General features: G+C 39.0%; 11 protein-coding genes and 2 pseudogenes. 5 read left to right on the top strand and 8 right to left on the bottom strand.

The window, feature by feature from the left end:
• Positions 1–71: 71 nt before the first annotated feature.
• The 4 genes from AB5213_RS11825 to AB5213_RS11810 all read left to right on the top strand — a co-directional run bounded on the left by AB5213_RS11825 (position 72) and on the right by AB5213_RS11810 (position 5,495).
• Positions 72–989: an AraC family transcriptional regulator gene (locus AB5213_RS11825; RefSeq protein WP_195255156.1), complete on the top strand. Its 918-nt coding sequence runs from the start codon at positions 72–74 to the stop codon at positions 987–989.
• A gap of 177 nt (positions 990–1,166) precedes the next feature.
• Positions 1,167–2,585: a melibiose:sodium transporter MelB gene (gene melB, locus AB5213_RS11820; RefSeq protein ID WP_368276744.1), complete on the top strand. Its 1,419-nt coding sequence runs from the start codon at positions 1,167–1,169 to the stop codon at positions 2,583–2,585.
• Positions 2,586–2,618: 33 nt separating this feature from the next.
• Positions 2,619–4,862 (top strand): alpha-galactosidase, encoded by a 2,244-nt coding sequence (locus tag AB5213_RS11815; protein ID WP_368276743.1) that lies wholly within the window; start codon positions 2,619–2,621, stop codon positions 4,860–4,862.
• Positions 4,863–4,865: 3 nt separating this feature from the next.
• Positions 4,866–5,495, top strand: coding sequence for a YitT family protein (locus AB5213_RS11810; RefSeq protein WP_008371268.1), 630 nt, complete (start codon positions 4,866–4,868; stop codon positions 5,493–5,495).
• 36 nt (positions 5,496–5,531) lie between these two features.
• Here AB5213_RS11810 and AB5213_RS11805 read toward each other — a convergent pair whose 3' ends face one another.
• From AB5213_RS11805 to AB5213_RS11780, 6 genes and pseudogenes are all read right to left on the bottom strand, one after another.
• Entirely contained in the window at positions 5,532–5,969 is a 438-nt protein-coding gene (locus tag AB5213_RS11805; RefSeq protein ID WP_243187787.1) for a HAMP domain-containing protein, read from the bottom strand.
• A gap of 196 nt (positions 5,970–6,165) precedes the next feature.
• Positions 6,166–6,954: pseudogene (locus AB5213_RS11800) on the bottom strand (Fic family protein); the annotation flags it as partial.
• Positions 6,955–7,068: 114 nt separating this feature from the next.
• Positions 7,069–7,200 (bottom strand): hypothetical protein, encoded by a 132-nt coding sequence (locus AB5213_RS11795; protein ID WP_368276741.1) that lies wholly within the window; start codon positions 7,198–7,200, stop codon positions 7,069–7,071.
• 35 nt (positions 7,201–7,235) lie between these two features.
• A complete protein-coding gene (locus AB5213_RS11790; protein WP_368276740.1) occupies positions 7,236–7,403 on the bottom strand; it encodes a hypothetical protein in 168 nt (55 codons plus the stop codon).
• Positions 7,404–7,484: 81 nt separating this feature from the next.
• Positions 7,485–9,629, bottom strand: coding sequence for an ATP-binding protein (locus AB5213_RS11785; protein WP_368276779.1), 2,145 nt, complete (start codon positions 9,627–9,629; stop codon positions 7,485–7,487).
• 145 nt (positions 9,630–9,774) lie between these two features.
• Positions 9,775–11,604: an extracellular solute-binding protein gene (locus tag AB5213_RS11780; RefSeq protein ID WP_368276739.1), complete on the bottom strand. Its 1,830-nt coding sequence runs from the start codon at positions 11,602–11,604 to the stop codon at positions 9,775–9,777.
• A gap of 458 nt (positions 11,605–12,062) precedes the next feature.
• On the opposite strand from AB5213_RS11780, the pseudogene AB5213_RS11775 reads away from it, so the two are divergent.
• Positions 12,063–12,311 (top strand): annotated as a pseudogene (locus AB5213_RS11775) (plasmid mobilization relaxosome protein MobC); the annotation flags it as partial.
• A 582-nt stretch (positions 12,312–12,893) separates the two neighbouring features.
• On the opposite strand, the gene AB5213_RS11770 reads toward AB5213_RS11775, so the two are convergent.
• On the bottom strand, positions 12,894–13,247 hold the full coding sequence (locus AB5213_RS11770; protein ID WP_368276738.1) for a hypothetical protein: 354 nt from the start codon (positions 13,245–13,247) through the stop codon (positions 12,894–12,896).
• A 28-nt stretch (positions 13,248–13,275) separates the two neighbouring features.
• Positions 13,276–14,094, bottom strand: coding sequence for a PD-(D/E)XK nuclease family transposase (locus AB5213_RS11765; protein ID WP_368276737.1), 819 nt, complete (start codon positions 14,092–14,094; stop codon positions 13,276–13,278).
• Between the last annotated feature and the right edge of the window lie 227 nt (positions 14,095–14,321).

The raw sequence follows: 14,321 nt of genomic DNA, 5'->3' as shown, positions 1-14,321 counted from the left end.
GTGAGCAACAGCAAAAGTAAGCATGACTGGAAAGTGCTTGTGATCTTAGGGATTAAGAGAGGATACAGATTATGGAAGATTCTTACGTATTACAACTGTTGAAACCAAAGTTTAAAGATTTTCATTTGTGTTTCTGCGGATTTGCAGAATGCAAGCCATTACATAGCTACGGGCCAGCCGCAAGACCCAATTATATTTTGCATTATGTAATGAAGGGCAAAGGTATCTATCAGGTAGGTGAAACGAAGTATCCGCTGAAAGAAGGACAGGCCTTTCTGATTGAACCAGAAAGCCTTACCTTTTATCAGGCAGATAAAACGGACCCATGGTCTTACCTTTGGGTAGGATTTGGTGGTACGGAGGCACAGAGATTTGTCAGAGATCTCGGACTGAACAGTCGTCAGCTTACATGCGAGTGTGAATATGGAGAAGAACTGAAAGAAATTGTATTTGAAATGCTTCATCATACGTGTTCAACTGCAGAAAATCTTTATTATCTCCAGGGAAAGCTCTATCAGTTTTTCTCAGTACTGGCTCGTGGGATTGAAATTCAGCAATATTCGAATGATACAAAAGAAAGCATACATGTGCAGGAAGCAATTGCCTATATAAAGAATTACTATTCACAGAAAATCACAGTGGAAGATATAGCAAATTATTTGGCACTAAATCGAAGCTATTTATATACAATATTTATGAACAGTCTTGGAATCTCTCCGAAAGAATTTTTGACGGAATTTCGAATTTCCAGAGGAAAGGAGCAGCTCGCACTTACAGATCTGTCTGTGGAGGAGATTGCAGTTTCCTGTGGCTATCGTAATTCCCTTGCTTTCGGTAAAGTATTTAAGCAGAAAGTGGGAATAACGCCGACCCAATATCGTAATGACAACAGAAAGGATGCCCGAGAACGATTGATCCGTGCACAAAATGAACTGAAAGAATATAAGAAGCATAAAACAATTTATGTAGGAAACATCGAAAAAGAATAGATAAAATGTTTTAAAAAAACATCCAATACCTAACATTTGGGATACAATCCTTAACAAAAAGGTATAACGGATGTTTTTTTTGTACGCTATACTTGTATCAACAAACATAAGGAACACGTGCACAGGTTTCTTCACTCAAATAACAAATAAACAAAGGAGTATTAGAGGAGGAGAATCATGGGAAATCAAAAAGAAACTCAGAAAAATCCGCAATATAAATATGCGTCTACAAGAGAAAAATTATGTTTTGGAATTGGGGCAATCGGTAAAGATGCGATTTGCAATTTAGTAGGAGCATTTTTAATGCTTTATTTTACAGATACATTGTATCTGGCACCGGCATTTGTCGGCGTACTGTTTTTTGTGGCAAGAATATGGGATGCGATCAATGACCCGATGATGGGAATGATTGTTGACAATACACATACACGTTTTGGTAAATTCAGAATCTGGCTTGTAATCGGAACATTGGTGAATTCAGTTGTATTTGTTTTGTTATTCCACAGCTTTAACCTGTCAGGAACAGCATTGTACGTATATGTATCTGTTATGTACATCTTATATGGAATGACTTATACAATCATGGATGTCCCTTACTGGTCATGGCTTCCGAACTTGACAAATGATCCGCACGAACGCGAGAAAGTATCCGTAATTCCAAGATTTTTCGCAAGTCTTGCAGGATTTTCAGTAGCAACATTTGGGCTTTATATTATCAACTACCTGAACAAAGTTGCAGGCGAGAGCAATCTCTACGCAGAAAAAGGATATACACTTTTCGCAATCATTATCGCAGTTATTTTCATCGTTACAATCGGCATTACTGTATTTAATGTAAAAGAGGAATCAACATTAGGTATATCAGCAGAAAAGACAAGTCTGAAACAGGCATTTCAGGTAATTGTAAAAAATGATCAGCTGCTTGCATTTATCGGATTACTTTTGACATTTAACCTTTGTACACAGATTGCAAAAAGCTTTGCTGTATATTATTTCAAATGTGTATGCCATGATGAATATCTGTATTCTATTTTTGGACTTGCGATTATTGCTGAGATGGCGGGACTTTTATGCTTCCCGAAAATTGCAGAAAAAATTAGCCGTGAAAAAGTATACGCATTTGCATGCGGACTTCCGATTGTTGGATTTGTACTGCTCGGTGCAGCAGGATATGTAGCACCACAGAGCAAGGTGTTAGTTATTGTATGTTGTGCATTACTTTTCTTCGGCTCAGGTCTTTCACTTGGAGTAACAACATGCTGTATGGCAGATGTTATCGACTATGGAGAAGTGAAGTTTGGTGTACGAAATGAAAGTGTAACATGTTCTGCACAGACATTCCTTATGAAGGCAGCTATGGCAGCAGCAGGTGGATTAACAGGAATTGGTCTTCAGATTGTAGGATACAACGCAAAAGCGGTAACGCAGAGCGCAGCAACCGTAATGGGTATTCGCGTGTTAATGATTGTAATTCCAATCATTCTTGCATTTGCTAGCTTTGGTATTTACAAAAAATATTACACTTTAAAAGGTGAGAAGATGGAAGAAATCACAAGAAACGTAAATGAAATGCATGCGAAAAAGCAGACAGCTTAAGAGTCAACAATTCAATTATAAAAGGGGTAGTATATGAGACAGATTATTTTTCACGAGGAAACGAAAACTTTCCATTTATACAATGAAAAAATCAGTTATATCTTATGTGTATTAGAAAATGGACATTTGGGACAATTATATTTTGGAAAACGACTTCATGACAAAGCAGATTTTTCTTATCTGGTTGAGAAATGTGAACGCCCAATGACATCGTATATATATGAGTGGGATCGTACTTTTTCATTGGAACATATCCGACAGGAATATCCGGTTTACGGTACGACAGATTACAGACATCCGGCAATTGAATTGTTACAGGAAAATGGCAGCAGGATCAGTGAGTTCCAATATGACAGTTATGAGATCATTGACGGAAAACCGAAGCTCTCCGGATTGCCGGCAACATATACGGAGTCCGAAGGGGAAGCACAGACATTGCGCATCTTTCTGAAAGATGCTCTGACTGGTGCAAAACTGGCACTTTTATATACGATTTTTGATGAATATAGTGCAATTGCAAGAAGTGCTTATATTGAAAATGCTGGTGAGAAAAATCTGCATGTATTAAATATGATGAGCTTAAGCCTGGATCTTCCGGATAAGGATTATGAATGGATGCAGTTGTCCGGTGCGTGGTCCAGAGAGCGCTATATTAAGAATCGAACATTGGAGCAAGGCATAACAGCTATCGACAGCATGCGCGGAAATTCTTCTCACGAACATAATCCGTTCCTTGCTTTAAAACGTCACAACACAGATGAAAATGCAGGAGAAGCAATTGGAATAAGCCTTGTATATAGTGGAAATTTCCGTATGCAGGCAGAGGTAGATACACATAATGTGACACGAATTACAGCCGGGATCAATCCGGAAGGATTCGATTGGAAATTAGAACCGGGAGAAAGTTTTCAGACACCGGAAGCAGTTCTGGTTTACAGTGAAAATGGATTAAATGGCATGAGTCAGACATTCCAGAAGCTGTATGCAAAGAGACTCGCAAGAGGGTATTGGCGCGATAAGGCAAGACCGATTTTAAATAACAACTGGGAAGCAACTTATTTTGACTTCACAGAAGATCGCCTTGTAGAGATTGCCGGGAAAGCAAAAGAATGTGGAGTAGAACTGTTTGTCTTAGATGACGGATGGTTTGGTGCGAGAAGAAATGACAGAGCCGGTCTTGGCGACTGGGTGGCAAATGAAGAGCTTCTGCCAAATGGCATCAAAGGTCTGTCAGAAAGAATTGAAGCACTTGGATTAAAATTCGGCCTTTGGTTTGAGCCGGAGATGGTAAATAAAGACTCTGATCTTTATCGAGCACATCCAGACTGGATTTTACAGACACCTGGAAGAAATACATCACACGGCAGATACCAGTATGTACTCGATTTCGCAAGAAAAGAAGTAGTAGATTATATTTATGGTATGATGACAAAGTTATTATCGGAGTCGAAAATCTCATATATTAAATGGGATATGAACCGAAGCATTACGGAATGCTATAGTAGCAAATTTCCTTCAGACAGACAGGGAGAAGTGTTCCATCGTTATATTTTGGGTGTATATGATCTGTACGAGCGGTTGACAAATGAGTTTCCAGAAGTATTATTTGAATCCTGCGCCAGCGGTGGCGGAAGATTTGATCCGGGAATGCTGTATTATGCACCGCAGGGATGGACAAGCGATGATTCGGATGCAATTGAGCGTCTGAAGATTCAGTACGGAACTTCTATGTGTTATCCACTCAGCAGTATGGGAAGCCATGTGTCTGTTGTTCCGAATCACCAGGTATTTCGCAATACTCCATTACATACAAGAGCGAATGTAGCGTACTTTGGAACTTTTGGATATGAACTGGATCTCAACAAATTGACAGAAGAAGAGATCAAAGAAGTAAAAGAACAAATCACATTTATGAAAGAATACAGAGAAGTGTTACAGTTTGGAACATTTTATCGTCTGAAAAGTCCATTTGAAGGAAATGAGACGGTATGGATGGTGACAAATGAAGACCGCACGCTTGCAATCGTAGGCTACTATCGTGTTTTAAATGGAGTGAATCAGCCGTATAGCCGTGTCAGATTACAGGGATTGAACCCGGATATGGTTTATGAAAATGTATGGAATCATACAGAAAATTACGGAGATGAATTGATGAATTATGGATTGATCACATCTGATGTGACAGCTGGTGAAGTGCCAGGAAATGTGACTCATTGTACCGATTTTGAATCTAGAATATATATGCTGAAAGGCAAAAAAGTTCAGGAGGGAAGATAGAGCATGACGAAGACAAAAAGAACTGGCGGAATGGTACTGGGAATATTGTTTATTGGATTATGTGTATCTTTCTTACGACTTTCACAATTTGGCGTGGATCCATTCAGTGCAATGAATCTTGGAATCAGCGGATTTATCGGATGGAGTTTTGGAACGTGGCAGCTGCTTGTCAATGCAATCATTCTTGTAGTTGTATTCTTTCAGGCAAGATCCTGCATTGGTGCGGGAACCATTATCAATATGGTATTTGTCGGATACATTGCAGACTTTATCTGTTATGTAGCAAATGATGTAGTGCAGATTCAGATGAATCTGCCACTGCGTATCCTTGCACTGCTGCTTGCTCAGCTGATGGCATCCATGGGAGTGGCATTATATATGGTCGCAGATATGGGAATCGCCCCATATGACAGTGTCGCTATTATAATCGAGAAACTTACACATCAGAAAATTCCATTCCATAAAGCAAGGATCCTTTCGGATGTTGTTGTCGTGATTATCGGAATCATATTTGCCACTGCATCTGGGGCGGGAATCTGGTCGGTAGTAGGGATTGGTACAATTATAAATGCCTGCTTCAACGGTCCATTAATTCAATTTTTTAAAACAAAACTGGAGAGATTTTACTTGTAAAATCTAAGGATTACAATTCTCCAATTCTTGCAAGGCTCATATCCAGAACGGATACGGGCCTTTCTTTTTCACCAGTAGCTTCATCCAAACCTTCACATTGAATAATGAACCCTTCTCAAACGAAAATTCCAAGCGCTCAAACATTTCGTTAAATTTCTCCGACAATTCGTATAATTCATCTTTTGCTTTTGGCAGAGACAATCGTTTGGAAAGATCTTTTCCATTGCTGATGTTTTTAACTTCATCGCAGATAAGATCCACCTGTCTCAATGCCCGCTTGATCATAAAATATCCGATTACCCCGATCAGAATAATAAGTAATGGGAATACAATCAACAGCATTTTCTCGGATGTCTGCATGAAAAGTTCTATAGAATGTACAGAAGTAATTCCTCGTACCCATATTTCGTCATCATCACTGTAAGTGTAAACGCTGTCATATATCATCCATTTTCGATTTGATCTGGTTATCATTCGCGGTGTATTCGACGTGAGGATAGTTTTTTCTGGAAATTGGGTTGGAATCGTTCTATAAATTAAGTGTCCGTTTTTGTCATAAATGCTATCATTCATTTAGCATCGCATCCTGACGAATTACAGGCCGTAAAAGAAGAACATGCTTCTTATCGAAATTAAAAGCAAAACAAGTAATTTATTTGAAAATAATTTTTCAAATACGGACATAACCGGTGGATGGACCTGCACCGACCTTTGCGATATACCCACTTTTAACTAAATCCGTCAGTGTTCTTTCAACGGTAACCTTACTTATGTCAGGGCATAGTTCCATAATTTCCTTCTTCGTTATCTTACCGACCTTATTATCAATCACCGCCTTAATTCTATCCGGCTTGGAAAGATTATGATACTTCAAATGTTCTACACGGTTTTCAAATTCATTGTATGCTTTCAGCATAATACCTAAATAATACTTAACAAAAGGCTCATAACTGTTTTTATCCTCATGCCAACCGACAGAACTTGCTTGAAGAGCTTCATAATATGTTTCTTTCGTTTTTTCAATCAGCATTTCCATGCTGACATACTTTCCAACGATATATCCAGCTTTATAGAACAACAATAAAGTCAACAGACGGCTCATTCTACCATTTCCATCATTGAAGGGATGAATACACAGAAAATCCAGAATGAACATGGGGATTAAAATCAGTTTATCAATGAGATTTGCTTCCCATGCTTCAAGAAAATGAGCGCAAAGTTCGTCTATTGCTTCTGCAGTCTGAAAAGCTGGAACTGGAATAAAACGAGCTTTCTGGTGTCCCTCGGCATCGGTTTCTGCAATTACATTGTCTGAATTCTTATAGGTATCACCGATGTTTCCTTGGGAATAAGAATATAAATCACGATGTAACTGTAAAATAATGTTTGGTCTTGGAGTGATATATTCATAACTTTCGTGAATCGTAGCCAGCACTTCACGGTAGCCGGCAATTTCCTTCATTTTGAATTTATCTCCATCATTTTAATGCTAAATGATGGAGATTTCAATAGATTTGATGGAGATAAATTCTCCATATGCACAATAAATATACTCATTTGGATATAGAATTTATTACTTCATCGTCTTTGCCAGCGAATTGAGCAACGCCCGCATCTCTGGATTTGCCAATACTTTTGCCAGAAGTTCCTTGAGATTCGTGCTGAGGTCTTGACGGAGATCAGCGACAGCGTGTGGGCGAAGCATTTCGAGATGACTTTCACAAATCCCTAGTTGTCAAGTTAATCCATATTGAGAAAATGGTACATCAGTACGGCTACTTCCTGTGGTGTTTTGTTGATTGGCTCTGTAAGCCACTGTCTTAGGATATAATAAATACCACCCGCATAATAAAAAGTACCAAGTCTCATCGTATCATCATCGACATCCGTAAAATATCCTTTATTCATCAAATCTGGATACTGCTCATTAAATCTCTCATTTACAATGAGTATTTTTTGTTTCTTGTCCTTCTTATTTCTCTTTAGTGATTATTGATCAATAAATTGGGTTTCGTCCCCCCCAAGTTTTATATTTCTTATGGTTTTCTTCAGCAACTTCATATCAACTGGTTTTGAAATATGAGCATTCATTCCAGCAGAGAGAGAGTGCTGCATATCCTCTGAAAATGCATTGGCAGTCATGGCAATAATCGGGATCGTCTTTGCCTGTTCATGTGAACTTCTACGGATTGCCTTCGTTGCCTCATAACCATTCATAACAGGCATTTGTACATCCATCAAGATCATATCATATTCACCGGGCACGGACTGTTCAAATGCTTCCAAAATCCTTTTGCCATTTTCACAAATAGTACACTCTGCACCTTCAAGCTTTAATAATTCCATTAGGATTTCTGCATTCAACTCATTATCCTCTGCACAAAGGATGCGCATTCCATCCAGAATATCACTATCTGTCTCATGCATTTCTATCTGTTCTGTCGAAGAAACTACTCTGTTCTCCACAATTTTTAGATTTAAGATTACTTCAAAACTACTTCCGTGATTCGGTTCGCTTTCAACCTCAATCGTTCCCCCCATCGATTCAACCAGATTTTTAGTGATTGCCATTCCCAGACCAGTTCCCTGTATTTTGTTTGTTACGGAACTTTCTGCACGAGTAAACGCGTCAAAGATAGTTTCTTTAAAATCAGCAGACATTCCCATACCATTGTCACTGACTATAAAATGATATTTTCCATATGTAGAAGAGTTTGTCTCACTTTCTTCTGCTATAAACTGGATTATTCCACCTTCCTGTGTGTACTTTATTGCATTAGACAACAGATTACTGAAAATCTGCATCAGATGAACCTTGTCGCCATTTACCCACTCATGTTTAAGGTTTTCTTTTGTGATTATAAAACTCTGATTTTTTTCGTTTGCCTGTGAATGAAATATTGTATTGAGTTCTTCTATAGAATCCAGAATAGAAAAATCAGAATATTTGAAAACTGTTTTTCCAGCTTCAATCTTGCTCATATCCAAAACATCATTAATAATTCCTAATAGATGCTGAGAAGAAATAGCTATTTTATCTGCATACTCTATAACTTTTTCTTTGTCGCCGGCATTATGTCTGATTAATGATATAATACCAATGATTGCGTTCATAGGTGTGCGAATATCATGCGACATATTGGATAAAAAATCTGTTTTTGCCTTATTTGCATTTTCAGCGGTCTGTAGAGCCTCAATAGCAATGTTCTTAGCCTTTTTCAGATTTTTATTAGCTTCTTCCATTTCGCTTATAGCCATTGCCTGAAGCTCATTGTTTCTTTTTTCAAATTTAACTTTTTGATTTGCAATACTGAATCTGGAAATACTGTAGAATAATCCAGCAAAAAGCAAGATTATAAATCCTGTCATGAGCATTGTAGTAAGCCCAATCGTTTTCTGGTATTCTTTCAACACATTATCTACTGTCGCTTTTTTTACAATACAAATCAACATCGTATTGTTGCTTTCTATCGGACAATATCCCAAATAATAAGGCTCATCTTTCCCCAAAAGTTCTACTCCCTTTTTTCCTTCCGCAATCTTTTTATTCAGAGAATCAAACTCTTTTTCTGTTATAGCATGATCACTTTTCAAATGTTTCAGTAATGAATAATTTCGAAAAAAAATGTCATCCTTCTGGTTCGTATAAGTAATATTTCCATCATTGTCCAACATGAAGAGATATGCACTTCCATCATATCCTCCAAGATTTAACATGGAGTCTAATTTCGAATGATCATACACTGTTCCAATCGCTGTATAAGTTTCTCCATTAATCGTATATTCCTGACATGGAATTGCTACCAAATAACCGTCTTTTTTCACGTGTTCAAATTCAAGAGCGACCAATTTTCCAATATTAGATCCGTTTCTCAAATTCAGCAAAAGCTTACTAGGCATATCAACTTTCAGTTTTGTTCCATCTGAGGTTATAGCTTTTCCATTTTCCTGTAGAAATAAAAGTGTACTCTCAGATTCTTTTTCCCATGCCTTAAAAAAGTTTCGGTTATTATCTGGTTCAAGGGATATTTTCTTCTCTTTACACAGATAGTCCTCAACAAAATGTAACTGTCTATAGTATCCACTCACTTGCATATCATAGGTCTGTTGAATCTGTTCGACAACAGCTTCCATACTGATTTCTCCATTTTCCTCAATACATGTATTCATCCTATTCAACAGAAACCTTACAAAAACAAAACTTGAAAGAATGAAAATCATGACAAACAATGGCATTATTATTTTTTTTCTCTTAATTATCTCTTGTTCTATTTGCACTTTATTTTTCAACCTCTATATAGTCTTCTGGTGCTGACGGTTGCTGCCCATTTGACATGGCCGCAATCCATGCACTAGATAATGTTGTATCCCCTATTTGCTCAATAGCACATTTTGGATTAATTTTTTTCAAAATAGATTTTGTCGTATCCGTAAGAAGAATGGAATATTCTTTTTCTGTGTCTATTTTTTTATCATTTATTGTTATATCCTTTAATGAGAATCCGTTTTCTTCGTTTTTGACAATTATTTTCATACCAGATGCAATCGGCAATTCGTATTTTGTGGTTACATAAAAATTCTCATCAGCCTCTGTAAGATATTTTTTAACGAGTTCATAAACCTGCTCACCGTTGAGCTTTACAAGATATAATGGGGTATCTGAATTCTTCGCTGTCATCAGACCGACCCGACTTCTGGTGCATTCTCCTTTGTAAATAGAAGAAGTATAATAATAATATGGTGTCAGAGCCAACTGTGCATCATTTTCTTTTCTGATTGTAGTTAAAATAGATGATGCTGCATCTCGACCGCTCTTATTATTCAATGAAATGGAATACGCGTTTTCAAAATTCACCGTACTTTTTTCTTTTGAATCTTTACTATTCATTGCACTACGAAAAGCATTATAAGCCTGCATTTCATCCATTTTTCCTGATAATAATCCGTGAACAGCTTCAAGACTGGCATCGAATGATTTTTGAGCAGAATATCGGATATAAATAGAAGTATCTTTAATTTCTTCTTCCAAGCCTGGTACATTCTGCATCATTGATGGAACATCTGTGTTAAACGAAATCACACCACTTCCATCTGCAATCAGTTTTTGTCCCTGTTCCGAAATCATACAATCCAGCACATCTAATGCTGTATCCAGTTTTTCCTGGTTTTTTTCCAATTCTTTATTGAATGCAATATTTAAGGATGGGAACATATACACAAAAGAACTATCTGAAGTCTGTGAAAAATAAGGAATACGTATTAGTTCCGCATCCATCTGATCTTGGAATTTTTGCATATCTCTAGGCTGTCCATGAAACATTGCTGATTTTCCTTCAACAAACATCTGAGTTCCTGTATTAACATTAACATTGATATCCTCTTTACTAAAATGCGAATCTTTAAGGAACTGACTTGTTTCCGAAAAAATTCTTTTCCATAGTACGTCGTCAAATTTTATTTCACCAGCTGAAGTTTCGGCTTCGTTTCGCCAGTCAATACCAGCCAAACTTGTAAATTCACCAATCGCTGCCGCCTGAATTATTTCTTGATTTGCCCAGTCTTCTGCAAAGTTCATCGAGTAAGGTTTTATACCCTTATCATAAAATTGCTGGCAAACCTGTACGTATTCTTCATAATTTTCCGGAACTTTGATTCCATACTGATCAAACAGTGTCTTGTTGGCAATAATCGTCTGCGGAAGTGCACAGATTGGCAACCACTGAATTTCATTATCTGTATCCTTATAATATTCCACTGCATAGGAATAGTACTTAGAAACCACATCATAAGAAGCAAAATCCATAAGATATGGCTGTAAATCCTGCGCATCCGTTCCAGAGAATCGACGTACTGTCATGATGTCCGGCAACTCACCATGCTCTTTAAAATAGCTATATAAATCAGTGTCATTATTTCCAATAATAAATTCAATATCCTGATCTGGAAACTGCTCATGGATATAAGGAGCAATATTTTTCATTAAACGATTTTCCCACAGATACACGGTAAGGTGATCGTCTTTTTTAGATTGTCCACATCCAGCCAAAATACCAGTTACTAAAAGTACACCAGACACCAATGCGGCCAGATAACATTTTGTTTTTTGCATACGTCAAATTCCTTATTCTTTCGATTAAAACACATTTTAATAGTTTTGTTTTACAAGCCCTTTAGCTTTGTGTCACAGATTTTCATCTGCTTTGTCTCAATTCTTTTAATTATAGCATTTTATTTTTTCACGTCTATATTTTTCACGTTAATGTAAAAAATTTTTATTTTTTCTTTTCCCCCACGGTAAAACAGCCTCTAAGCGTTTCGTTATATAGAGGGGTACAAATAAGAGCAAGATCCACCCATGTTTAACGGTATTGCCATTTGGCCTCCCGTCAATCTATGGGTTTTATCTTGATGGGGATCTCCCCATACCCTCTCAATAGCAGACGTTTCACTTGTCTGTTGGTTCCACCTGAAGGTGTTCACAGCACTATTTCTAATATTGGAAGGGACAGCCGATATTGAAATACATGGACTCCCGGTGGGAGGAATAGTCTTAGCGGAAGGAGGAGTATGAGAATAAAAAGCAAAGATAAAGAACTGAATCACAGACATTTTATAGGATTACGTCTTACAGATGTCGAACTGGATTTATTAGACCAAGGCGCTGCTTGGTTATCTATTAGTCGATCAGAATATCTGAGAAAACTTCTGCTTGAGAAACAAATCAATCATCAGATTGAAGTGGTTGCAGACATGAATGATCTCAGAAAACTGGTCAGTGAATATGGAAAGATCGGATCGAATCTCAATCAGATTAGCTGTCAGCTAACAAAAATCGGATTGCGTTAGCTGGAAATTGATCATTTTGAATGGAATTTTGTGTCACGAACGTGATTAGAAAATAACAAAAGCGTTCGTTGTCAGCTAATCCAGCTAACATTTTCGAACGCTTTGAAGCCCGTCGCCAAGAGGATTTGAACCTCCGACCCCTCGCTTAGGAGTTCTCCCTGCAATTCGGTAGCACTTGGTATCCTCTGATACCAGATGACCGCTTGACGCTGTAACTACGGGCATTCTATGAATTGAGCGGATGCTTCTTTCTACCTTAGCCGATACTCCGTATCCGCTTGTGGAATGGCATCAGTTAGCAGAATGTTAGCAGCTTAAAGTCAATAGAATAGTCTAACCGCCCCAACCTTCTCGTTGGAGAATTGGATACTCGAATGTGTCGGCATTAGCCAATAAGGAATCCATGTCCTGCAAATCTGTCGGACATGGATTTCTACTTTTTGCAAATCATCCCTTAAGCAACAGGGCTGCATTTCATATTTCTTTAGCAAAAGGCTCTGCGAACCCAAAGCCCGCAGAGCCATAAAACCGTGAAGCCGTCTACATGGTTATCTATCTTGCAGTAGAAACACTACCCGCAAGCCACTCCTGCACCATCTGGGCATTTACTTTCAAGATTTTTGCGATTCTATCTACTGTCAAGCCGTCTTCCGCCATGCTTCTGGCGTTTTCTCTCTTCTCATCCATTCTTGCTTCATCGCAAAGCTGCTCCATCTCCTTGCACATATGCTCCACTCCTTCCTCGGTCTCTTTCAGTTCATGCACGCGGTCAGTCAAGGCTCCCGCCTGCATCTCCTTCACTTCCTTCGCTCGGAAGTCGTGCATCAGTCTTCCAAGCTCGCCGCCATCGTCCTTGCTCGAATCCGTATCAAAAAGACTCTGCGAGCTAATAACCCGCAGAGCCATAAAACCGTGAACCTATCAAAATAGTTTTCTATCTTGCGGCAGACACACTTCCTGCAAGCCATCCCTTGACGGTTTCAATGTTGACCTTGATGATTTCCGCTATCTCCTCGGCACTCATCTTCCTGTCAGCGAGAGAATATGCTACCGCTTTTTTCTCTTCCATTCTTCCTTCCTCTACACCTTCCAGACGCAGGGCTTCCATTTCCTTGCACATATGCTCCACTCCTTTCTCGGTCTCTTTCAGTTCGTGCACGCGGTCTTTCAATGCTCCCGCCTGCATCTCTTTCGCTTCCTTCACACGGAAATCGTGCATCAGTCTTCCAAGCTCGCCGCCATCGTCCTTGCTCGAATCCACGTAGATGAAGTGTTCCTCGTCCCCGAACTCCTTGCCGTTCTCGCGGATTATCCGGTCGATATGGGCTATCGGAAGTCCGTGCCCCAGTGCGTCTTTCAACGTGACGAATATCACGTAGGTTTCCGGGAGCTTATCGAAGTTCTTTCCCGTATCCAGCACGTTGGAATCCATCATCCCGAGGTTGTATCTGGCACGTTTCGGGTGCGCCCCCTCATCGTCCTGCTGTATCTCGACGTTGAAGATGCGTCCGCTTCCATCCTTTGCCACACAGTCCAGCACGACACCTCTGCCATGCATGTTTCTGAAATCCACCTGCGTCTCATTGTTGATGACGGTCAAATCCTTGTCCTCCATGATGATTCTAAGAACGTACTCGCAGGCTTTCTTATCCTTGAATACATTCCGCGCGAAAATATCGCTCATCACGGTCAGATTCTTAATCGTTTTCTTGTATCTCTCCTTATGCAAAAGCATCGTTTCTTCCTGATTCATCGGTGCTAACCACCTCCTGTTCGACTCACAAGAAGGTATCAACCATCTTGCTATATATATATTTTACAAGAAAGCCGGTAAACATTCAAGACTTGTATTTTCCCCGCCGAAAGGACAAAATCCTGCGGCTTGCGCGGAGTGGCCGGGGTCTGGGGCAGCGCCCCATTTCAGCAATCTCCGTGCATATAATGAGCGGTCGCGGTGCCCGGCGGGAAAGCCCCTCGCTT

Source organism: Coprococcus sp. RTP21204st1_G4_RTP21204_210225, from assembly GCF_040915385.1.
GTDB lineage: Bacteria > Bacillota > Clostridia > Lachnospirales > Lachnospiraceae > Allocoprococcus > Allocoprococcus comes.
The sequence above is the reverse complement of the archived record's forward strand: the minus strand, read 5'-3'. Positions and strand labels throughout refer to the sequence as shown.